At 68.8% G+C, this 21,385-nt stretch carries 17 protein-coding genes; 9 read left to right on the top strand and 8 right to left on the bottom strand.

Annotation, left to right across the window (positions count from 1 at the left end):
* A complete protein-coding gene (locus ACUYM2_RS00820; protein WP_481598339.1) occupies window positions 1–1,017 on the top strand; it encodes an inorganic phosphate transporter in 1,017 nt (338 codons plus the stop codon).
* A gap of 102 nt (window positions 1,018–1,119) precedes the next feature.
* Here the strand turns inward: ACUYM2_RS00820 and pstB are convergent, their stop codons facing one another.
* The 4 genes from pstB to pstS form a co-directional block, all read right to left on the bottom strand.
* Window positions 1,120–1,899: a phosphate ABC transporter ATP-binding protein PstB gene (pstB, locus tag ACUYM2_RS00815; RefSeq protein WP_481598338.1), complete on the bottom strand. Its 780-nt coding sequence runs from the start codon at window positions 1,897–1,899 to the stop codon at window positions 1,120–1,122.
* A gap of 46 nt (window positions 1,900–1,945) precedes the next feature.
* Window positions 1,946–3,055, bottom strand: a complete 1,110-nt coding sequence (pstA, locus tag ACUYM2_RS00810; protein WP_481598337.1) for a phosphate ABC transporter permease PstA — start codon at window positions 3,053–3,055, stop codon at window positions 1,946–1,948.
* A complete protein-coding gene (gene pstC, locus ACUYM2_RS00805) occupies window positions 3,056–3,988 on the bottom strand; it encodes a phosphate ABC transporter permease subunit PstC (RefSeq protein ID WP_481601365.1) in 933 nt (310 codons plus the stop codon). It abuts the gene before it with no gap.
* A gap of 156 nt (window positions 3,989–4,144) precedes the next feature.
* Window positions 4,145–5,263, bottom strand: a complete 1,119-nt coding sequence (gene pstS, locus ACUYM2_RS00800; protein ID WP_481598336.1) for a phosphate ABC transporter substrate-binding protein PstS — start codon at window positions 5,261–5,263, stop codon at window positions 4,145–4,147.
* 259 nt (window positions 5,264–5,522) lie between these two features.
* Between pstS and ACUYM2_RS00795 the strand changes: the two genes are divergently transcribed.
* The 6 genes from ACUYM2_RS00795 (at window position 5,523) to ACUYM2_RS00770 (ending at window position 12,934) form a co-directional block, all read left to right on the top strand.
* A complete protein-coding gene (locus tag ACUYM2_RS00795; protein ID WP_481598335.1) occupies window positions 5,523–6,650 on the top strand; it encodes an FUSC family protein in 1,128 nt (375 codons plus the stop codon).
* A gap of 106 nt (window positions 6,651–6,756) precedes the next feature.
* Window positions 6,757–8,130, top strand: a complete 1,374-nt coding sequence (gene radA / locus ACUYM2_RS00790; RefSeq protein WP_481598334.1) for a DNA repair protein RadA — start codon at window positions 6,757–6,759, stop codon at window positions 8,128–8,130.
* Between the two features lie 149 nt (window positions 8,131–8,279).
* Window positions 8,280–8,573: an SHOCT domain-containing protein gene (locus ACUYM2_RS00785; RefSeq protein ID WP_481598333.1), complete on the top strand. Its 294-nt coding sequence runs from the start codon at window positions 8,280–8,282 to the stop codon at window positions 8,571–8,573.
* Window positions 8,573–10,069 (top strand): multicopper oxidase family protein, encoded by a 1,497-nt coding sequence (locus ACUYM2_RS00780; RefSeq protein ID WP_481598332.1) that lies wholly within the window; start codon window positions 8,573–8,575, stop codon window positions 10,067–10,069. Before ACUYM2_RS00785 ends, ACUYM2_RS00780 begins: the two co-directional genes overlap by 1 nt.
* Window positions 10,070–10,181: 112 nt before the next feature.
* Window positions 10,182–12,287 carry a copper-translocating P-type ATPase gene (locus ACUYM2_RS00775; RefSeq protein WP_481598331.1) on the top strand — a complete coding sequence of 702 codons (2,106 nt, stop codon included), beginning with the start codon at window positions 10,182–10,184 and terminating at the stop codon, window positions 12,285–12,287.
* A complete protein-coding gene (locus tag ACUYM2_RS00770; protein WP_481598330.1) occupies window positions 12,284–12,934 on the top strand; it encodes a class I SAM-dependent methyltransferase in 651 nt (216 codons plus the stop codon). Before ACUYM2_RS00775 ends, ACUYM2_RS00770 begins: the two co-directional genes overlap by 4 nt.
* Before the next feature lie 93 nt (window positions 12,935–13,027).
* On the opposite strand, the gene ACUYM2_RS00765 is transcribed toward ACUYM2_RS00770, so the two are convergent.
* The gene (locus ACUYM2_RS00765) at window positions 13,028–14,236 is read right to left on the bottom strand and encodes a fatty acid desaturase family protein (protein WP_481598329.1); all 1,209 of its coding nucleotides are present in this window, start codon (window positions 14,234–14,236) and stop codon (window positions 13,028–13,030) included.
* A gap of 11 nt (window positions 14,237–14,247) precedes the next feature.
* Complete coding sequence (locus tag ACUYM2_RS00760; protein WP_481598328.1) at window positions 14,248–15,321, bottom strand: ferredoxin reductase; 1,074 nt, start codon at window positions 15,319–15,321, stop codon at window positions 14,248–14,250.
* A gap of 99 nt (window positions 15,322–15,420) precedes the next feature.
* On the opposite strand from ACUYM2_RS00760, the gene ACUYM2_RS00755 reads away from it, so the two are divergent.
* Window positions 15,421–16,623, top strand: a complete 1,203-nt coding sequence (locus ACUYM2_RS00755) for a PucR family transcriptional regulator (RefSeq protein ID WP_481598327.1) — start codon at window positions 15,421–15,423, stop codon at window positions 16,621–16,623.
* 67 nt (window positions 16,624–16,690) lie between these two features.
* Here the strand turns inward: ACUYM2_RS00755 and ACUYM2_RS00750 are convergent, their stop codons facing one another.
* Together ACUYM2_RS00750 and ACUYM2_RS00745 are read right to left on the bottom strand one after the other, a co-directional pair.
* On the bottom strand, window positions 16,691–18,046 hold the full coding sequence (locus tag ACUYM2_RS00750; RefSeq protein WP_481598326.1) for a protein kinase domain-containing protein: 1,356 nt from the start codon (window positions 18,044–18,046) through the stop codon (window positions 16,691–16,693).
* Window positions 18,047–18,261: 215 nt separating this feature from the next.
* Complete coding sequence (locus tag ACUYM2_RS00745; RefSeq protein WP_481598325.1) at window positions 18,262–19,875, bottom strand: peptide chain release factor 3; 1,614 nt, start codon at window positions 19,873–19,875, stop codon at window positions 18,262–18,264.
* Window positions 19,876–20,300: 425 nt separating this feature from the next.
* Here ACUYM2_RS00745 and disA point away from each other — a divergent pair, with 425 nt between their 5' ends.
* Window positions 20,301–21,377 (top strand): DNA integrity scanning diadenylate cyclase DisA, encoded by a 1,077-nt coding sequence (gene disA / locus ACUYM2_RS00740; RefSeq protein ID WP_481598324.1) that lies wholly within the window; start codon window positions 20,301–20,303, stop codon window positions 21,375–21,377.
* Window positions 21,378–21,385 lie beyond the last annotated feature (8 nt).

The following is a 21,385-nucleotide window of genomic DNA, read 5'->3' as shown; positions in this document are numbered from 1 at the left end:
GTGTCGGTCCTCTTCTTCGCCGTGGTGGTGGTCTTCGCCGGGGCGTTCGCCTTTCTCAACGGTTTCCGTGATGCTTCCTCCTCGGTTGCCCTCGCGGTCCGGACGCGGGCCCTGACCCCCACCGTCGCCGTGCTTTTGGCCGGACTGTTCAACTTCATCGGAGCCGGCCTGAGCGCAGCCCTGGCGCTGGGGGTCAGCCGGACGTGGGTGGTGCTTCCATCCGGCGGCAACGGCCTGACCATCCTGATGGCCGGGCTGCTGAGCGCCGTGGTGTGGGGCCTCTACACCTGGTGGCGCGGCATCCCCTCCTCCTCGACACACGCGCTGGTGGGCGGCCTCGCCGGGGCCGGCGTCGCCAGCGTGGCAGTCGGGGGGAACGCGGTCCTGGGCGCGGACCGGTCGCTGCTCTTCCAGGTGGTGCTGCCGCTGCTGCTCTCCCCCGTGATCGCCTTTGCCGGCGCCTACCTGCTGGTGTGGCCCGCGACGTGGGCGGCGCGCTACACCCCGCCGAGCGTGGTGAACAGCAGGTCGCGGCGGGCCCAGTCGATTGCAGCGGGCGCCGTCGCCTTTGGCCACGGCCTGCAGGACGGGCAGCGCACCGGCGCGGTACTGATCCTGGGCATGCTGGCCGCGGGACTGCCGGTCGGCGATTCCACCCCTGTCTGGGTGGGCCTGCTGACCGCTGCCGCGCTGACGGCCGGCACCCTGGCGGGCGGCTGGCGGATCTCCTACACGATCGGGTACCGGATGATCCGGATGGATCCGATGCGCGGGTTCGTGGCGCAGCTGAGCAGCAGCGCCATCCTGCTGGTGGGGGCGATCGGCCTGTACTGGCCGGTTTCCACCACCCACACGGTCACCGCGGCCGTGCTGGGGGCAGGCACCAACCAACGCTACGCGGGGACCAACCGGCGGCTGGTGCTCCGGATCCTGGCGTTCTGGGCACTGACCCCGCTGGTCACCGCCGCGGTGGCCTTCGTGCTGGAACTCGCCCTTTCGCCCCTCGCGGGGCTCTAGGGCCCGGGGCCCAGGGCCGGTCAAAAACCCGTCGGTTGCTCCCTAGGAGCCCTTTTGACGGCCCAGAACGGCACCTACGGAGCACTCGATGGGGCAGGCGGCCTATCCGAAGCGGCCAGAAACGTAGTCCTCGGTCGCCTTCTCGGTGGGGTTGCTGAAGATGGTGTGGGTGTCGCCGTATTCGATCAGCTTGCCCGGCTTGCCGGTGCCGGCGATGTTGAAGAACGCCGTCTTGTCCGAGACGCGGGCGGCCTGCTGCATGTTGTGGGTAACAATCACCACGGTGTACTGGTCCTTGAGCTCGTTGATGAGGTCCTCAATAGCGAGCGTGGAGATCGGGTCCAGCGCGGAGCACGGCTCGTCCATCAGGATAACCTGTGGCTCCACGGCGATGGCGCGGGCGATGCAGAGGCGCTGCTGCTGGCCGCCGGACAGGCCCGAACCGGGCTTGGCCAGGCGGTCCTTGACCTCATTCCACAGGTTGGCGCCGCGCAGCGAGCGCTCCACAAGCGAGTCGGCCTCGCCCTTGGAGATCTTCTGGTTGTTCAGCTTGACGCCGGCCAGCACGTTGTCCCGGATGGACATGGTGGGGAACGGGTTGGGCCGCTGGAAGACCATGCCGATCTGCGAACGCACCGTGACGGGGTCCACGCCGGGGCCGTAAAGGTTGTCGCCGTCGAGCAGCACTTCGCCTTCGACGCGGGCGCCGGGGATGACTTCATGCATCCGGTTCAGGGTGCGCAGGAAGGTGGACTTGCCGCAGCCGGACGGGCCGATGAACGCGGTGACGGACTTGGCGTCGATGTTGATGTTGACGTCCTCGACGGCCAGGAATTTGCCGTAGTAGACGTTCAGGTCTTTGACGTCGATGCGCTTAGACATGCTGTTCCTTCACTTGTGGAGGTAGGGACCGGGTGCCGGCGGTGGCCTAGCGGCCGGCCTTCGGTGCGAAGATGCGGGCCACCAGGCGGGCGGCCAGGTTGAGCAGCATCACGAGGATGATGAGGACCAGGGCCGCGCCCCAGGCGCGCTGGTCGGACGGACCCGGGTTGGACGGCGACGTCGGGTTGAGGATCTGCGTGTAGATAAAGGTGGGCAGCGAGGCCATCCAGCCCCCGAACACGTTGTTGTTGATGGAGGTGGCGAAGCCGGCCGTGACCAGGATCGGGGCGGTTTCGCCGATCACCCGCGCGATGGCAAGGGTGATGCCGGAGGCGATGCCGGAAATCGCCGTCGGGATGACCACCTTGAGGATGGTCCGCCATTTGCGGACGCCGAGGGCGTACGCCGCCTCGCGGAGTTCGTTCGGCACGATCTTGAGCATTTCCTCGCTGGAGCGGACCACCACCGGGATCATCAGCACCGAGAGTGCGACGGCGGCCACGGCGCCGGTCTTGGTGCCCGGGCCGACGACGGCGAAGAAGAACGCGGCGGCGAACAGGCCGGCCACGATCGAGGGGATGCCGGTCATCACGTCGACGAAGAACGTGATAGCCCGGGCCAGCGCGCGGTCTTCGCCGTACTCGACGAGGTAGATCGAGGTCAGCAGCCCGACGGGGACCGAGATGACGGTGGCAAGCAGGGTGATCTGCACGGTGCCCAGCAGCGCGTGGTAGATGCCGCCCAGCACCGGGGCGCCTTGTTCGACGCTCTTGTTGTCGAACGCGCCGGTGACGCCGTTCATCGAGGTGCTCAGGAAGCCGGGATCCACCAGGCCGGGCAGGCCCTTGACCAGCACGGTCCAGATCACCGAGATCAGCGGCAGCAGGGCAACAAGGAAGGCGCCGACCACGAGGCAGGTGACCAGTTTGTCCTTGGCCTTGCGGGAGCCCTCAACGACGGCGCTCCAGCCGACGAGGCCGGCGGTGAAGAGCAGGGCCGAGACGATGCCCCAGCCGAAGGCGTTGAAGCCGACGAGGGCCAGGATGGCGGCGCCGATGACGAGGGCCAGTGCCAGCACGATGTACGGCGCGGCCTTGGGCAGCTGCCCCTTGGTCAGGGCCGAGCGTTTGCGAACCGGGGTCAGGGTGGAGGTCATTTAGTTGGCTCCCGAGAATTCTTTGTGCCGGGTGATGATCCACCGGGCAATCATGTTCACGCCGAGGGTGATGACGAAGAGAACCAGGCCGGCGGCGATCAGCGTGCTGACCTTCAGGCCGCTGGCTTCGGGGAAGTTCAAGGCGATTTCGGCGGCGATGGTCTGGTTGCCGGACTGGATCAGGCTTGCCGTGAGGGCGCCCGAGGACAGCACCAGGGCCACGGCCATCGTCTCGCCGAGGGCGCGGCCCAGGCCCAGCATCACGGCGCTGATGATGCCGGGGCGGCCGAACGGCAGCACGGCCATCCGGATCATTTCCCAGCGGGTCGCGCCGAGGGCAAGGGCGGCCTCCTCGTGCAGCTTGGGGGTCTGCAGGAAGATTTCGCGGGAGAGCGAGGTGATGATCGGCAGGACCATGACCGCGAGCACGATGCCTGCCGTCAGGATGGTTTTACCGGTGGCCGAGGCCGGCCCCTGGAAGATCGGCAGCCAGCCCAGGTTGGTGGCCAGCCAGTTGTAGGCCGGGGAAATTTCCTTGGCCAGGAACGCGGCACCCCAGGCGCCGTAGACCACGGAAGGAATGGCGGCCAGCAGGTCCACCACGTAGCCGAGGCCGGACGCCAGCTGGCGGGGGGCGTAGTGCGAGATGAAGAGGGCGACCCCGATGGCGACCGGGGTGGCGATGACCAGGGCGATCACGGCGGCGATCAGGGTGCCGATGACGATCGGCCAGATGTAGGCGAAGAAACCCTTGCCGCCCTGGATGTCCTCGGCCGGGGCGGTGAAGGCCGGAATGGCCTGGACGACGAGGAAGAGAGCAACGCCGAACAGCACGGCGAGGATCAGGCAGCCTGCTGCCAGGGTGGCACCTGAGAAGACTTTGTCCCCGGCACGGCCTGCGCCCTGGGATTTGGTCAGGGAGGTGGAGGTCATACCTGGCCCTTCGGTGTTGATGGTGCGGATGTACTGAACGTTACCGGGCCGCACTTATCGGAAACTACGGAAAATTCGACGAACTAGGGAATACAACGCTAAGTTCCCCGTCCCGCCAGGCGGCGGGGCGGGGAACTTAGCGGAAGAGCTCAAACGTTAGGACTTGACCTTAATGGTTTCGATGGCCTTGACGGCCTTATCGGACAGGGTGGCGGACAGCGGAGCCGACTTGGCGGACTCGGCAGCAGCCTTCTGGCCCTCTTCGGAGAGCACGTACTTCTCGAAGGCCTTGACCAGGTCGACGGTTTCCTGCTTTTCGTAGGTGCTGCACACGATGTGGTACGAAACCAGGACCAGCGGGTAGGCGCCGGATTCCGTGGTGGTGCGGTCCAGCTTGATGGCCAGGTCGTTGGCGCCGCGGCCCTCGACCGGCTTGCCCAGGTCCACAGCCTTGGCGGCAGCTTCCGGGGAAATCTTGACGAAGTCGGAACCAACCTTGATCTGGGCGGTGCCCATCTTGCCGCTCACGGCGGAGTCATCGGCGTAGGTGACAGCACCGGCGGTGTCGGTGACGGTCTTGACGACGCCGGAGGTGCCCTTGGCGTTCTCGCCCTTCAGCGAGGCAGGCCACACACCGTCAGCCTTGTCCTTCCAGACGGCGGGGGCCGCGGCGGCGAGGTACTCGGTGAAGTTCTTGGTGGTGCCGGAGTCGTCAGAGCGGTTGACCGGGGTGACCTTGAGGTCCGGAAGCTTGGCGTCCGGGTTCAGCGCGGTGATAGCGGGGTCATTCCACTTGGCGATCTCGCCGCGGAAGATCTTGGCCGCGGTTGCGGCGTCCAGCTTCAGGTCCGTTACGCCCGGCACGTTGAACGCGATGGCGATCGGCGAGATGTAGACGGGAACCTCGATGGCGCCGTCCGGGCCGCACTGGTCCTTGGCCTTGGCGGCCTCTTCATCCTTGAGGTAGGCGTCGGAGCCGGCAAACTGCGCCGAGCCGTCGAGGATGGCTTTGCGGCCTGCGCCGGAACCATCCGGGGAGTACTGCACGTTGGCGCCCTGGTTGGCGGAGGCAAAGTTGGTCTTCCATACGTCCATGGCTGCACCCTGCGCGGAGGAACCGATGCCGGTCAGCGTTCCGGTGACCTTGGGGCCGCCGGCCGACTGGGTGCCCGCAGCGGTGTTGGTTGCGTTGTCCGAGCCGCAAGCGGTGAGCGCGAGAGCGCCGGCTGCGATAACAGCGATGGCCGCGTTGCGGCCGAAGCGTGATGCCTTCACTAGATGTACCCCTTCCAGGGTTATTCAGATGCGTGCCGGACCGGAGACGTCCGAGCAGAAAAGACGGTGGATACGGTTTGTACCTTTACCGAAGTTAGGTGCCCCAAGTGAAGAGAATTGGGGTCCAAAGTGAACGGAGGGTTAACGACGCCGGGCCATTGGCCGACATCTGACGGGTCGCCATTGCGTAAGCCCCGTCCCGGTCGTAGGGCCGCGGCTGCCGGACGTGGCACTGCGGACAGCAAATAGACTGGTGGGCATGGCCTCCGCTACTGGATTCACTGCAAGCGCACGATTCCTGCGCGGCCGGGTCCGCACCGGATTTGTCCGGAGCCGCAACTCGCTGGTGCCTGCGCTCCAGATGACGGCCTGCGCCGTGGGTGCCTACGCCTTCGCCGAGTACGTCCTGGGCCATACCGGACCGCTGTTTGCCGCCACCTCCTCCCTGATCGCCCTGGGCTTCTCCCGCGATCCGCGGCTGCGCCGGGTCGTGGAGGTGGGTCTGGGCTGCACCATCGGCATTGTGGTGGGCGACCTGCTGCTGCACTGGCTGGGCGCGGGGATCTGGCAGGCCGCCGTCGTGCTCCTGTTCTCGATTCTACTGGCCCGCTTCCTGGACAGCGGAACTATTTTCACCACGCAGCTGGGCCTGCAGTCGCTGCTGGTGGTGCTGTTGCCGGCACCCGCGGGCGGACCGTTCACCCGGAGCATCGATGCCGTGGTGGGCGGCGTGTTCGCGCTGCTGGTGACCTTCCTGATTCCCAAGGATCCGCGCCGCGAACCCCGCAACGACGTCAAGAAGCTGCTGCATGAACTGGCGGAGGTGCTGCGCGAGTGTTCATCGGCCCTGACCCACAGTGACTCCACCCAGGCCTGGCACGCACTGATCCGCGGCCGCAACTGCCAGCCCCTGGTCGACGCTATGCGCCAGACGCTGCGCTCCTCCGGCGAGGTGGCCACCCTGGCCCCGGCCTACCGCCGCTACCGGGATGAGCTGGACCGGCTGGCTCAGTCGGTGGACTTTATCGATCTGGCTTTGCGCAACAGCCGCGTGTTCGCGCGCCGGCTGACCAGCGCAATCAACCACGCGGCGCTCTCGGACGAGGCCACCGAGAATATTGCCGAGGTGCTGCAGGAGACCGCTGCCGCGATTGACGAACTGGGCCTGGGGCTGGCGGAGGTGCACGACGGCGTCCGCCGCGCCCACCTGCGCACGGCCAGGGCGGCGCTGCGCGAGACCGCCGGCCGGCTGCACCCGCGCCTGCTGGACGTGCAGCGGCTCGAGGGCGAAACCGTGGTGATGCTCTTCAGGCCCCTGATGGTGGACCTCCTCGAAGCCGCAGGCGTTGACCCGCACGAGGCCCGGGACATCCTGCCCGCCCTGTAGGCCCGTGGAGCCGACTCCGGCCGGGCTGCGGCCGGGACCGGGCCGGAGGACCCGTGCCGGGGTGACCGGCCGCGGTAATGTCGCAGCCCCCGGTTAGGGTGGAGCAATGGCTACAAAGACTTCCCGCGCCGCCAAGGCGCCGGGCTATAAGTGCGCGGAATGCGGCTGGACCACGGCCAAGTGGGTGGGCCGGTGCGGTGAGTGCCAGGCCTGGGGCACGGTGGAAGAAACCGGCGCAGCCGTGGCGCGGACGACGGCGGCGACGACCGTCCTGGAGCCGGCCCGCCGGATCGCCGACGTGGATGCCACGACGGCCGCGTTCCTGCCCACCGGCGTGGACGAACTGGACCGCGTGCTGGGCGGCGGCCTGGTTCCCGGCGCGGTGATCCTGTTGGCCGGCGAACCCGGCGTGGGCAAGTCCACGCTGCTGCTGGACGTCGCCGCCAAGTTTGCCCGCACCGCGCAGGATGTCCTCTACGTCACCGGCGAGGAGTCGGCGGCCCAGGTGAAACTGCGCGCGGACCGGATCGACGCCGTCGCCGAATCGCTGTACCTCTCCGCCGAGACGGACCTGGGACAGGCGCTGGGGCAGGTGGAAAAGCTTGAGCCGCGGCTGCTGATTGTGGACTCGGTCCAGACGCTGAGCAGCGCCGACGTCGAAGGCAGCGCCGGCGGCGTCTCCCAGGTCCGCGAGGTCGCGGCATCCCTGATCGCCGCGGCCAAGCGCCGCAACATGACCACCCTGCTGGTGGGCCACGTGACCAAGGACGGCTCCATCGCCGGTCCCCGGCTGCTCGAGCACCTGGTGGACGTGGTTTGCCAGTTCGAGGGCGAACGGCACTCCCGGCTGCGGCTGCTGCGCGCCGTCAAGAACCGCTACGGACCCACCGATGACGTCGGCTGCTTCGACCTGAACGAGGACGGCATCGTGGGCCTGGCCGATCCCAGCGGCCTGTTCGTCTCCCGCACCAAGGACCCCGTGTCCGGCACCTGCATCACGGTGACGCTGGAGGGCCGCCGGCCGCTGCTCGCCGAGGTCCAGTCCCTGCTCGCCGAAAGCGCCAACGCGCAGCCCCGCCGGGCCACCAGCGGCCTGGACAGTTCCCGCGTGGCGATGCTGCTGGCCGTGCTGCAGCAACGCGCCGGCTGCCTGCTGCACAAGGACGACTCCTACGTGGCGACCGTCGGCGGGGTCAAGCTCAGCGAGCCAGCCACAGATCTGGCCGTGGCCCTGGCCGTTGCCTCGGCGAAGGCCAAAAAACCCCTCCCGCAGCGGCTCATCGCCTTCGGCGAGGTGGGCCTGGCCGGCGAGGTCCGTCCCGTGCCGGGGATCAACCAGCGCATCCAGGAGGCCCACCGGTTGGGGTTCACGCACGCCGTGGTGCCCGCCAGCCCCAACGGGCCCGGCCCCGTCCCGGCCGGCTTCTCGGTCCGCGAGGTCGGCCACTTGGCGGAAGCCCTGGGGCTGCTCATCAGCTGACGCGCCCGCGCCCGTTTCCGCCGGAGCTGCACCAGCCGTGCGCGTTCCCGCGCCGGCAGCAACGGGCGGGGGCGACTTAGGACCCTAGCGCCACCGTCCCGGCGGGCGCACCATGGGAGCAGTAGCTTCCTTTGGCGAAGGGAACAGTCATGATGTGGGGTTACGGGCAGAACCTGTGGTGGATGTGGCTTTGGGGGGTGCTCCTCCTCGTCGGAATCGCTGTGCTCGTGTTGCTCGCGGTCCGGATCTTCGGCGGGACCGGGCGCGGACCGCAGCCCGGACATCCCGGACCCTACGGCCAGCCGGGCTTTCCGGGCCGGTCCCCCGGCACACCGGGCGGCAAAAGCCCGGCCCGGCTCATCCTCGACGAGCGCTTCGCGAAAGGCGAGCTGACGGCGGAGCAGTACCGCGAGCATGTTAAGGAACTCGGCGAGGGTCCGTAGTGCCACCCATCAGCCGCCGCAGCGCCCTGCTGCTGGGCGGCCTCGGAATGGCCGGCACCGTTGCCGGCGGTGCCGGGCTGTGGTGGTCGCTCAACTCGCAGCCGGCCCCGCTCACCGGCGAGGCCCTGGGCCAGCCGGGCGCGCTCAGCAGCGCGGGAGGCGTCCTGGAAGCCAGCCTGGAGGCAGCCCCGGGCCGGTTCCTCCTGGCGGGGCTGCAGGCGGGGGCGCTGGGCTACAACGGCGGCATCCCCGGGCCCACCCTCCGGCTCCGTGCCGGCGATGTGCTGCGGCTCAAACTGGTGAACAAGCTGGCCGAACACAGCAACCTGCACCTGCACGGACTCCACGTTTCACCCCAGGGCAACAGCGACAACGTGTTCGTGGCCGTGGACCCCGGCAGCAGCTTCGACTACGAATACCGGATCCCGGCCGGGCACCCGCCAGGGCTGTACTGGTACCACCCGCACCACCACGGCCGGGTCGCCGCCCAGGTGTTCGGGGGCCTCTTCGGCGCCATCATCGTCGAAGACCCCGTACCGGTGGCCGCGGGAACCGAACGCGTGCTGCTGGTCTCTGACATCAGCCTGGACGGGGCGGGGAACGTGCCCGGGGCTTCCCTGCCGGAGCGGATGGCCGGACGCGTCGGTGCGCTCCTGCTGGTCAACGGCCAGGCCAATCCCCGCATGACGGCACGGCCGGGGGAACGGGAACGCTGGCGGATCGTGAACTGCTGCGTGGCCCGGTACCTGCGGCTGCGGCTGGACGGGCAGAAACTCCAGCTCCTGGGCATGGACTCCGGGCGGGCCCAGTCGCCGTCGGACGTGCAGGAAGTCCTGCTGGCACCGGGGAACCGAGCCGAACTGCTGGTTACGGCCGCCCTCGGACGATCCGAGCTGAGGGCCGTGCCCTATGACCGCGGAGCCCTGCCTGGGATGAGCCAGCGCGGAATGGGGCCGGACGGGCCGGCGGAGCAGGAAGGGCCGGAGGATCCGGCCGGCGCCGTCCTGGCAACGCTGGACGTGGCCGGCGACCCGGCCCCGCCGGCCCCCGTCATCGAAGCCGGGCCGGCGCCGCCCGAGCTGCGCTCCGCCACCGTCGCCGCGCGCCGGCAGCTGGTCCTTGCCACGCCCATGGGGCCAGGGCAGGGCGCGGGGATGGGGCCCGGGATGGGAATGGCTTTCACCATCAACGGCCTGGCCTTCGACGAGCGGAGGACGGACACCATTGTGGCCGCCGGCACGGTCGAGGAATGGATCCTGGTCAACCGCAGCGCCATGGACCACCCGTTCCATCTTCACGTGTGGCCGATGCAGCTCATCGCGGAGAACGGCCGGGCCGTAGAGAAGGCTACGCTGCGTGATGTGGTCAACGTGCCGGCAAACGGGCAGGCCACGGTCCGGATCGACTTCCGGGATTTCACCGGCCGCTCCGTCTACCACTGCCACATCCTGGACCATGAAGACCTCGGCATGATGGGCGTCATCGAGGTGCGCTGACTCGGGCCGGCAGCCCCGGCAGGCACATCTGCAGTATTGCCAACCATACCCCCGGGGGGTATGTTGGAGAGTGGAATCAGGACCAGCCGAGACTTTTCCGGAGGCGGGAACCATGGAACACCAGCACAGCGGACAGACGGATCAACTGCGGGCCGGCGCCGGCCCCGGCCACTCCGGCCACGACCACCGGCCACAGCCCGACCGGGACGATGCACATCAGGTGCACAGCCACGGCGAGCACGCCGGCCACAGCGTCGCGATGTTCAAGAACAGGTTCTGGCTGACCCTCGCGCTGTCGGTGCCGGTGGTGCTGTTCAGCCCGATGTTCGGGCACCTGCTCGGCTACGTGCCGCCGGTTTTCCCCGGCTCGGCCTGGATCCCGCCGGTGCTGGGAACCGTCATCTTCTTCTACGGCGGGCAGCCCTTCCTCAAGGGCGGCCTGGATGAACTGAAGAGCCGGAAACCGGCCATGATGCTGCTGATCGCCATGGCCATCAGCGTCGCTTTCGTCGCCTCCTGGGTCACGAGCCTCGGAATCGGCGGTTTCGACCTCGACTTCTGGTGGGAGCTGGCCCTGTTGGTGGCGATCATGCTGCTGGGGCACTGGATCGAGATGCGCGCCCTCGGCTCGGCGCGGGGCGCACTCGACGCCCTCGCCGCCCTGCTGCCGGACGAAGCGGACCGGATCACCGCAACGGGCACGGAAACCGTCAAAGTCAGCGAACTCGCAGCAGGGGACACCGTCCTGGTCCGTTCGGGCGCCCGGATGCCGGCCGACGGCGTCGTCGTCGACGGCCAGGCCGAGGTCGACGAGTCGATGATCACCGGCGAATCCAAGACTGTCCTCCGCTCACCCGGAGACAAGGTCGTCGCCGGGACTGTGGCCACGGACAACACCGTCCGCGTGCAGGTCACCGCCGTCGGGGATGACACTGCCCTGGCCGGGATCCAGCGCCTGGTGGCCGAGGCGCAAGCCTCCTCGTCCAAAGCCCAGGCCCTTGCCGACCGGGCCGCAGCCTTCCTGTTTTACTTCGCCGCCGGCGCCGGTGTCATCACATTCATCGTCTGGTCCCTGCTGGGGAGCATTCCCGACGCCGTCACCCGCACCGTCACCGTGCTCGTGATCGCCTGCCCGCACGCCCTGGGCCTGGCCATCCCCCTGGTCATCGCGATCTCCACCGAGCAGGCCGCCCGGGCCGGAGTCCTGATCAAGAACCGGATGGCGCTGGAACGGATGCGGACCGTCGACGTCGTCCTCTTCGACAAGACCGGGACGCTCACCAAGGGCGAACCCGCTCTCAAGGACGTGGCGGCCGCCGAGGGCGTGGACCGGGACAGCCTCCTGGCGCTGGCCGCGGCCGTCGAAGCAGACAGCGAGCACCCCGTGGCCCGGGCCATTGTCCGGGCAGCGCGGGAGCAAGGTTTGCAGATTCCCCCGGCCACCGGATTTTCGTCCATGACCGGCCGCGGTGTGCGCGCCACGGTTGACGGAAGGACCATCCAGGTCGGCGGCCCGGCCCTGCTCCGGGACCTCGAAGCGGACGAACCGCAGGCACTGGCGCGTGCCACCCGGGCCTGGATGGACCGCGGCGCGGCCGTGCTGCACGTCGTTGACGGGCAAAAAATCCTGGGGGCGGTGAGTCTCGAGGACGCCGTGCGCACCGAGTCCCGGCAGGCTGTGAAGGCACTGCAGGACCGCGGCATCAAGGTCGCGATGATCACCGGCGACGCCCGGCAGGTTGCCCGGGCTGTCGGCGAGGAACTCAACATCGACGAGGTCTTCGCCGAGGTCCTCCCCGCCGACAAAGACAAGAAGGTTGCCGAACTGCAGTCCCGCGGGTTGAAGGTGGCAATGGTGGGCGACGGCGTCAACGACTCACCCGCGCTGGCCCGGGCCGAAGTCGGCATCGCGATCGGCGCCGGTACCGACGTCGCGATGGAATCCGCCGGCGTCGTCCTGGCCGGCAACGACCCCCGGGCCGTCCTGTCGATGCTGGACCTTTCCCGGGCCAGCTACCGCAAGATGTGGCAGAACCTCATCTGGGCCACCGGTTACAACATCATCTCCGTCCCGCTGGCCGCCGGCGCCCTGGCCTTCGCCGGGATCGTCCTGTCCCCCGCGGCCGGAGCCGTGCTGATGTCCGCCTCGACAGTGGTGGTGGCGCTGAACGCCCAGCTGCTGCGGCGCCTGAAGCTCAATCCGGCCCAGGTCCGTTGAGCGGACAGCAGCCCATGGAGGCCGAGGAGCACACCACGTCCTTCGGACGCTCGTACGCCCGGGTGGGGCCGCGGATGGATGCCCGGGGAGCCGCGGCCCACCGCCGGCGCCTGGTGGCGACAGCCCACGGGGCCGTCGTCGAAATCGGGGCGGGCTACGGCGCCACGTTCCCGTTCTACCCGCCGGCGGTGTCGGGGGTGCTGGCGCTCGAACCGGATCCCACGCTCAGGGCGCTGGCGCTGGCTGCTGCGGCGTCAGCGCCGGTGCCGGTCACGGTGCGGAGCGGGTTCGCGGAATCGCTGCCGGCCGCGGACGCCTCAGTCGACGTCGTCGTCTCCAGCCTGGTGCTCTGCAGCGTGGCCGAGCCGGCCGTGGTCCTGGCCGAAGCCGTCCGGGTCCTGAAGCCCGGCGGCCGGCTGCTGTTCTACGAGCACGTCCGCTCCGCGCACCGTGTGCTGGCGGCGGCCGAGGACCTGATCACTCCGCTCTGGAGCCGGCTGGCCGGCGGCTGCCACCCGAATCGGGACACCGCTGCCAGCATCGTCGAGGCGGGCCTGGCCGTGGAGGCCCTGGAGCGCTTCGGCTTCGCGGTCCTGCCCGGCAACCCGCCCCTGGCGCACGTTCTTGGGGTGGCGGTCAAGACCTAGCCCGGCCTTCGGACGTTACGCAAAGGGGCGCCGGCCGCGATGGCGGGCGCCCCTTTCGCCAATCACACTCGCCCGGTCGTGGGGCGCGGGTGCCTAGGTCTTTTTCGGCGGCAGGGCCAGCCGGAAGATCTTGGCCCAGGTGGAGCCGACCTGCTTCCAGATCGGGCCGGTGGTGTACGGCAGGCCGTAGCGCCGGCAGATCTCCTGGACCTTGGGCGCCACCTCGGCGTAGCGGTTGGACGGCAGGTCCGGGAAGAGGTGGTGCTCGATCTGGTGCGAGAGGTTGCCGGTCATCAGGTGCATGAACTTGGAGCCCGAGATGTTGGCGGAGCCGATCATCTGGCGGACGTACCAGTCGCCGCGGGTCTCGCCGTCGACCATTTCCTCGGTGAACGTGTCCGTCCCGTCCGGGAAGTGCCCGCAGAAGATCACCGCATGGGCCCAGACGTTGCGGACCGCGTTGGCGGTCAGCGTGCCGTAGAGGGCCTGCTTGCCGGAGCCGGTGAGCATGGCGACGGCGGGCGTGGCGGCGTAGTCCTTGGTGAACTGCTTGAGGGCCTTGCGGCCGAGCGCCTTGAGGTCCTTGTTCAGTGCTTCTTTGGACTTCCTTCCCTCCTTGTAGTCCACGAGTTCGAGGTCATAGATCGCGATGCCCCACTCGAAGACCGGCGCCAGCAGCGCGTTATAGAGCGGGTTGCCCAGGTTGAACGGCTTCCATTCCTGCTGCGGATCCATGCGCAGCAGGTTGTACCCGATGTCATTGTCCTTGCCGACGACGTTGGTCCAGCGGTGGTGCAGGTCGTTGTGGGTGTGCTGCCAGGAGCGCGCCGGGGTGACAAAGTCCCACTCCCAGGTGGTGGAGTGGATGTCCGGATCGCGCATCCAGTCCCACTGGCCGTGCAGGATGTTGTGGCCCAGCTCCATGTTTTCCAGGATCTTGGCGAAGCTCAGCAGCGTGGTGCCGGTGAGCCAGGCGGCCTTGTTCTTGCTGACCAGGAGCGCTGCGCGGCCGGAGATCTCGAGTCCGCGCTGGATCTTGATCATGCGGCGGATGTAGGCGGCGTCGGAGGAGCCACGCTTGGCGAGAATGTCGTCCTTGATGGCGTCGAGTTCACGGCCCAGCTCGGCGACCTGCTCGTCCGAGAGGTGCGCCGCGGCGGGCGGGCGGAGCAGCGGGCTGCCCGTTTCGGCGAGCGCCCCGGGCCGCTTCTTCACGGCGGCGACGGGCTTCCCGGCGGGAGCGGAGCCAGTGCTGGAGCTGCCGCCTTCGGCAATGTCCGGCTTATCTGTAAGTGTGGTCATGTGGGTTCTCCTCAGAGGTCGAGGTTAACGGGTCCGGCGGCTGCCGAAACACACGTCTGGATTAGTTGGCCGGGCTCGCCGTGGACTTCGCCCGTGCGCAGGTCGCGGATCTGGCCGGCCCGGAGTGGGATGAGGCAGCTGTGGCAGATGCCCATCCGGCAGCCACTGGGCATCAGCACGCCGGCGTCCTCCCCGACGTCGAGCAGGGGCGTGTCGCCGTCGGCTTCGACTTCACGGTCGGAGGCTTCGAAGGTCACCAGTCCGCCGTCATGCCCTTCTCCGCCGGCCAGATTGGTGCTGAAGCGTTCAATCGTCAGGGTCGAGGCCGCATCGGAGTTGCCCGGAGCCGCCTCGGCTTCCCAGAGCGTCTCGGCGTCGTCGAGGAAACCCTCGGGGCCGCAGGCGTAGGCGGCGCGGTCCCGCCAGTCCGGGCACAGCGTGTCCAGCCCGGCCGCGGTGCTGAAATCCAGCCGCCCGCGTTCCCCGGTGAACCAGTGCGTGACCGTGAAGTTGGGGAACTGATCCGCGAGCTCGGCCAGTTCCTCGCGGAAGATGGCGTCGGCCGCCGTCCGCGCCGTGTGGATGAGGACGACGTCGGCATCCGGGCGGTGCGGGACCAGCGTGCGGATCATTGACATCACCGGGGTGATGCCGCTCCCCGCAGTGAGCATCAGCAGCGGGCGCGGATGCTCGGGCAGCACGAAGTCGCCCTGCGGCGGCGCCAGGAAGAGGACGTCGCCCGGTTTGGTGGTGCGGACCAGGGTTCCGGAGACGGCACCCATGTCCGTGACGGTGATGGCGGGGTCCTGGCCGGCGGGTGCGCTGAGGGAGTAGGACCGCCAGTGGCGCACGCCGTCGAGTTCGACGCCGATGCGGGCCCACTGGCCGGCGCGGTGCGCTTGCCAGCCTCGGCCGGGACGGAAGAAAATGGTGGCGGAATCGGCCGTTTCTGGAACCACCCGGGTAACCACGCCGCGTAACTGGCGGGCAGAAAAAACGGGGTTGAACAGCGACAGAATGTCTTCTGGAGCTAGGGGGGTGGTCAGTAGAGATGCGGCGCGCGCCAGCTTACGGAGCCGGATCATTCAACAATCCTATGTCAGGCTGGGCCATAAATCTGCATCCAAGGCATACGATTTACTCCTGGAAACTATCTCCTCACAACAACTATATGGAATCCTGCCATGGACACATATCCCGCCGGGCACCCCGGCTCCCCCTCCTACGACCCGCCCTGGCTTGCGCTGCCCAAGGAGGTCAGCGACATGCTCCGGCCCCGGATGCCCGGCATCGTGGAGGCCATCATCGATGCCGTGCCGCAGCTGGTTCCCGCCTACGCCCGGCCGATCGAGGGCCGTTTCGGGCGGGGGTTGCGGCGCGGTGTCGCGACGGCGCTGGACCGCTTCCTGCAGCTTCCGGGAACCACGCTGCCGGCGCTCTCCGAGGAGAGCCGGCAACTGGTCGCCGGCCTGGGCAGCGGCGAATTCCGGCAGGGCAGGAGCATGGATGCGCTGCTCAGCGCCTACCGGATGGGCGCGCGGGTGACGTTCCGGGAAATGTCGCGGGTCTCGGTGGAACACCACCTGGGCCAGAACGTGGTGGTGGACCTCGGCGAATCGATCCTTGCCTACATCGACGAGCTCTCCGCGGTCAGCGCCGAGGCCTATGCCTTTGAGCAGTCCGAACGCGCCGGGGCGGTGGACCGGCGCCGCACCGAGCTGCTGGACCTGCTGCTGCTGGGGCAAGCGGACGAGGCGGCGCTGCGCCAGACGGCGGCCATGGCGGACTGGTCGCTGCCGCAGCGTATGTCGGTGGTCACGCTGCCGGTGGACCGCGCCGCCGGACTGCGGTTGCGGCTGGGCCCGGGCACGCTGGTGATCGAACGCGAGACCGACGCCGTGGCGCTGGTGCCGGCGCGCAACTCCACAGCCGCGCGAAAAGACCTGGACAAGGCGCTGCGGGGCCGCGGCGCCTCCGTGGGCCCGGCCGGCGGCTGGGAGAAAGTCCCCGAATCCCTGCGGCTGGCCGTGCTCGCTACGTCGATCCTGCCGCGCCGGGACGGGCCGGAAGATGCGCCCATTTGGGCCGACGAGCACCTCGCGGCGGTGATCCTTGGTGCAGAGCCCTCCGCGATCACCGAACTGGCCAACCGCCGCCTCGCGCCACTGGAGGGGCTCCGCCCGGCGCAGCGCGAGCGGCTCGCCGAAACCCTGCTGTCCTGGCTGCGCCACTGGGGCCAGCGCGCACCGGTGGCCGCAGAGCTGGGCATTCACCCGCAGACCGTGGGCTACCGGGCGGCCCAGCTGCGCGAGCTGTTCGGCGAAGCGCTGGAGGACCCGGTGGCGCGGTTCGAACTGGAGCTCGCGCTGCACGCCGGCCGGCGCTGACGCACTAGATGCCCGGATGCGGCGGACGCTGACCGGCCGTGCGGTATTTGGCAGGCGCTGTAGGCCGCTAGCTGGCGATTGCCTCGCGGCTCTGCAGCCGCATCTCAAGATCGTTCATGACAATTGCGGCCAGGTCTTCGAGCGTCCGGGTGTCTTCCGCGCTGAACTCCCGCGGCTCCCGGTCCAGGATGCAGAACGTGCCCAGGTTGTGGCCGTCCGGGGTGCGCAGCGGGACGCCGGCATAGAACTGCAGCCCGAAGTCCCCGGCCACCAGCGGATTGGAGAGCGTCCGGGGGTCCGTTACGGCGTCCTCGACGATCCAGGGCCCGTCCTGCAGGATCGCCGAGGCGCAGAGCCCGGGATCCCGGCCGATCTGGGTAACGTCGGTGCCGTGGTGTGCCTTGAACCAGATCCGGTCGTGGTCCACGACGCTGACGATCGCGACCGGCACGGAGAACACCCGGGCCGCGAGCGCCGCAATCCGGGTGAACGCGCCGTCCTCGGGGGTGTCGAGGATCCGGTACCGCTCGACGGCGCGCATTCGGCCGTCCTCGTCCGTCGTTGCGGCCCCGCCGAGCTGCCGGTGGCGGCCGGCGCCGTTGATGACTTCCTGGCGCAGGGCGAGCGAGACCTCGCGGGCGGGCGGCCGGGCCGCAGGATCCCGGGACAGCATGGAGGACAGCAACGCCACCCACATCGGGGCGAGCTCCTCCGGAATCTGGGGGTCGTGCAGCAGCCGGGCGACGGCGGACTGGACCGGCGCGCCCGGGTAGGCCATCTTGCCGGTCAGCCCCTCGAGCAGCACGAGGCCGAGCGAATAGACGTCGCTGGCCGGGCCGGCGGGTTCGCCGGCGGCCTGTTCGGGACTCAGGTAGGCCGGCGTCCCGGAGGTGCCGCCGTCGTCCGCGCGGTTGTGCCCCAGGATGGCGGCGACCCCGAAGTCGGTGAGCTTGGCCCGGGGCCGGCGGTCGTCGTTGCTGTAGTCCACCAGCAGGATGTTCGCCGGCTTAATGTCCCGGTGCACGATCCCGTGGTGGTGGATGTAGGACAGCCCGTCCGCGAGGTCGTAGCCGATGTGGGCCATGTGCGCGGCGGAGAGCGGTCCCTGCAGGGACCGGTCCCGCAGGTCCTGCCCGCGCACGAGTTCCATCACGAGGTAGGTGAGCCGGGAGTCCGGACTGCTGAGGTCGGCGCCGGCGTCCAACAGTGTCACCAGGGCGTGGTGGCTCATTCCCGCGAGAATCCGCACCTCCTGGCCCTGTCGGCGGGTGTGCTCGAGGTCGTCCGCATCATTGCGGAAGAGTTTGACCGCCACCTCGCGCTGCAGCAGTTCGTCGCGCGCGCGGTACACGGTCGATTGGCTTCCCCTGCCAATGAGGGCATCGATCCGGTACCGTCCGCTGAGCAGAAAGCCGGATTCCATAGTTATTGTCAACGAGTTTCTTGTTCCCTCGATAGGGGTCCGCACATGGAATCGGGCGGATCAGTCCTCAAAGCCGGCCCCCACCGCCAGCGCCCGCGAAATTAGCAAGGTTACTTATGATACCGCGGAATGCGGATTCGGGAAGACAAAACGGAAGGCATTTTCCGGCAGCCTCCGCGGGCTGCCGGAAAGTGCGCCGTACGCGTCTCCGGCGCCTACTTTGCCGGGTTGTGCGTGCCGATCGGCGCCAGCGTCAAATCCGGGTGGTTCTTCTCGATCCGGCGGAGAGCCCAGACGTCGTTGAACAAGGCCAGGTACTCGCCGTCGGAGCGCAGCAGCACCTCGGCGCCGGGTACGTTGGCCAGCGCCGGCATGGCGTCCGCCGTCGTAATCCGTGCGAGGGAGTACGGCAGCCGCTCGAGCCGCATCGGGGCGCTGAAGTCGTGCGCCATCCGGTCCTCGACCACCTCGAACTGCATCGGGCCGACGGCGGCCAGTACAGGCGCCTGGTCGCCGCGGATATCGGAGCGGAGCACCTGGATGACACCCTCGTGCTCGAGCTGTTCGATGCCGCGGCGGAACTGCTTGAAGCGGCTGGGGTCCTTGGAGCGCGCCACCTGGAAATGCTCTGGGGCGAAGAGCGGAATCGCGGGGAACTCCACCGGCTGCTCCAGGAACAGGCTGTCCCCGACGCGCAGCGAGGAAGCGTTCACGAGGCCCACGACGTCGCCGGGGAAGGCCTCGTCGATCACCTCGCGTTCGCGGCCGAAGACCTGCTGGGCGTACTTCGTGGCGAAGGATTTCCCGGTGCGGCCCTGCGTGACCACCATGCCGCGTTCGAAGACGCCGGAGCAGACACGGATGAACGCAACGTGGTCGCGGTGGGCCTTGTTCATTCCGGCCTGGACCTTGAAGACGAACCCGGCGAACGGGGCGTCGACGGGGCGCGCGGCGCCGTCGACGTCGGGCCGCGGGGCGGCGGGCGGCGCGTAGTCCACCAGGGCGTCGAGGATTTCCTTCACGCCGAAGTTCAGCGCGGCGGAGCTGAACAGGATCGGCGTCGCCTTGCCGGCGTGGAAGGCGTCGACGTCGAACGCCAGGTTGGATTCGATCACGAGCCCGGCCTCGTCCACGGCGTTGGACCAGTCGCCGCCCTGGCTGGCGGCGGCCTCCTCCGGGCTGAAGTACTCGGTGAGCGCGATGTTGGCGCCGGCGTTGTTGCGCTTGAACTGGGCGAAGCGGTCGTTGCGCAGGTCCCAGACGCCGCGGAAGTCACCGGAAATGCCCACCGCCCAGGTCAGCGGCATGGGTTGCAGGCCGGTGCGCTCGGTGATCTCGTCCATCAGGGCCAGGGCGTCCAGGCCGGGCCGGTCCCACTTGTTGATCACGGTGATGATGGGCAGGTTCCGCTGCTTGCAGACCTCGAAGAGCTTCATGGTCTGGGTTTCCAGGCCCTTGGCCGCATCCACGAGCATCACGGCGCAGTCGACGGCGGCCAGCACCCGGTAAGTGTCCTCGGAGAAGTCCGCGTGGCCCGGGGTGTCCAGCAGGTTGATCACGGTGTCGCGGTAGGCGAACTGCAGGGCCGCGGAGCTAATGGAGATGCCGCGGTCCTTCTCCATCTGCATCCAGTCGGAGACCGTTTCCTTGCGGTTGGCCTTGCCGCTGGACGCGCCGGCGGTGCCGATCACCTTCGCGTGCAGGGCGAGCGCCTCGGTCAGCGTGGACTTGCCGGCGTCGGGGTGGGAGATCACTGCGAAGGTCCGGCGCCGGGCTGCCTGCTTGTGAATCTCCTGGACTCGGGCGGGGCTGTGGACATCTTGAGACACGGTGCTACTTTCGCTGCGGCTGTGGACGGGTCACGGCGCGGAGAGCCCGCGGTACACCCAAGGCTCCAAGTTTATCGCAGGCGGCGGCGCGCCCGGGCAGGGCGGCTGGAAGCGCGGCCGGCAGACCGGCGGCCGGCCCGGCAACCGGACTGCCGGACGGCCGCCGGACGGACGCCCGGACGGCCCCGCGACAGACCCGCGAAAATGCGGGTTTCGAGTACCGGCGGATGGCCGTCTGCGCGGGACCGCCGGCACGGCGGGAACGGGCCACTTTGAGGCTTGACCGTGCGGAAACCGCCCGCGGTTGCCCCTATGATGGTGGATACGGGAAACCGGGCACTTTTGTTCTTGCCGGCAAACGGTGGAAAACCGATAAAAACCGGTGTACTTGCAGGCATCGTCCTGCACCTTTGAAGGGAAAACCTATGGCTCGGAGTCCCGAAGATGCACTGAAGGCGACGCTGGCCAGGGTGGCACCGGGCACTGCCCTGCGGGACGGACTGGAGCGCATTCTCCGCGGACGCACGGGTGCCCTGATTGTGCTCGGCATCGACCGGACCATCGAATCCATCTGCTCCGGCGGCTTTGAGATCGGCATCGACTTCTCCCCCACCCGGCTGCGGGAACTGGCCAAGATGGACGGCGCCATTGTCTGCGACAAGGATGCGAGCAACATCCTGCGCGCCGGGGTCCAGCTGGTCCCCGACTCAAGCATCGAGACCCAGGAAACGGGAACCCGGCACCGGACCGCCGAACGCGTCGCCATCCAGACCGGGGTTCCGGTGATCTCGGTGAGCCAGTCGATGCAGATCATCGCGCTCTACGTGAACGGCCTGCGCCACGTCCTGGAAGGCTCCGAGAAGGTCCTGGCGCGCGCCAACCAGGCCCTCGCCACCCTGGAGCGCTACCGCTCGCGCCTGGACCAGGTGACCAGTTCGCTGTCGGCCCTGGAAATCGAGGCCATGGTGACGGTCCGCGATGTGGCCGTGACGCTGCAGCGCCAGGAGATGGTGCGGCGCATTTCCGAGGAGATCTCCCAGTACGTGCTGGAACTCGGCGAGGACGGCCGCCTGCTCTCCCTGCAATTGGACGAACTGACGGTGGGCCGCGGACCGGGCAGCGACGTGATCATCCGTGACTACTCGAGCCCCAGCGCGTCCGCCGCGGACATCGACAACGCCGTCAAGGCCCTCGTGAACCTGGGGCCGACCGAGCTGATCGACCTGGGCAAGATCGCGGGGATCGTCGGCTTCGCCGGCGGCGAGGCGAACCTCGACGCCGTCGTGCAGCCGCGCGGATACCGCCTGCTTTCCGGCCTCAAAGCGGTGCCCAAGGCCGTCGCCGACCGGCTGGTGGACCACTTTGGCGGGCTGCAGTTCCTAATGGCGGCCACGATCGATGACCTCATGACGGTGGACGGCATCGGCGACCAGCGCGCCCGGACGGTCCGTGAGGGCCTGAGCCGGATGGCCGAGGCCAGCCTGCTCGACCGGTTCCTCTAGGCCCCGCC

Source organism: Arthrobacter sp. SD1074B (assembly GCF_056780195.1).
Note: the sequence above shows the minus strand (reverse complement) of the source record. Positions and strands in the feature narration are given on the sequence as shown.

Excerpts from the sequence above, each read along its gene's own strand:
- radA (WP_481598334.1), top strand. The coding sequence starts at position 6,757 with ATGGCTACAAAGACTTCCCGCGCCGCCAAGGCGCCGGGCTATAAGTGC.
- disA (WP_481598324.1), top strand. The coding sequence starts at position 20,301 with ATGGCTCGGAGTCCCGAAGATGCACTGAAGGCGACGCTGGCCAGGGTG.
- ACUYM2_RS00760 (WP_481598328.1), bottom strand. The coding sequence starts at position 15,321 with ATGATCCGGCTCCGTAAGCTGGCGCGCGCCGCATCTCTACTGACCACC.
- ACUYM2_RS00755 (WP_481598327.1), top strand. The coding sequence starts at position 15,421 with ATGGACACATATCCCGCCGGGCACCCCGGCTCCCCCTCCTACGACCCG.
- ACUYM2_RS00785 (WP_481598333.1), top strand. The coding sequence starts at position 8,280 with ATGATGTGGGGTTACGGGCAGAACCTGTGGTGGATGTGGCTTTGGGGG.
- ACUYM2_RS00750 (WP_481598326.1), bottom strand. The coding sequence starts at position 18,046 with ATGGAATCCGGCTTTCTGCTCAGCGGACGGTACCGGATCGATGCCCTC.
- pstB (WP_481598338.1), bottom strand. The coding sequence starts at position 1,899 with ATGTCTAAGCGCATCGACGTCAAAGACCTGAACGTCTACTACGGCAAA.
- ACUYM2_RS00765 (WP_481598329.1), bottom strand. The coding sequence starts at position 14,236 with ATGACCACACTTACAGATAAGCCGGACATTGCCGAAGGCGGCAGCTCC.
- pstC (WP_481601365.1), bottom strand. The coding sequence starts at position 3,988 with ATGACCTCCACCTCCCTGACCAAATCCCAGGGCGCAGGCCGTGCCGGG.
- pstA (WP_481598337.1), bottom strand. The coding sequence starts at position 3,055 with ATGACCTCCACCCTGACCCCGGTTCGCAAACGCTCGGCCCTGACCAAG.
- ACUYM2_RS00795 (WP_481598335.1), top strand. The coding sequence starts at position 5,523 with ATGGCCTCCGCTACTGGATTCACTGCAAGCGCACGATTCCTGCGCGGC.
- ACUYM2_RS00775 (WP_481598331.1), top strand. The coding sequence starts at position 10,182 with ATGGAACACCAGCACAGCGGACAGACGGATCAACTGCGGGCCGGCGCC.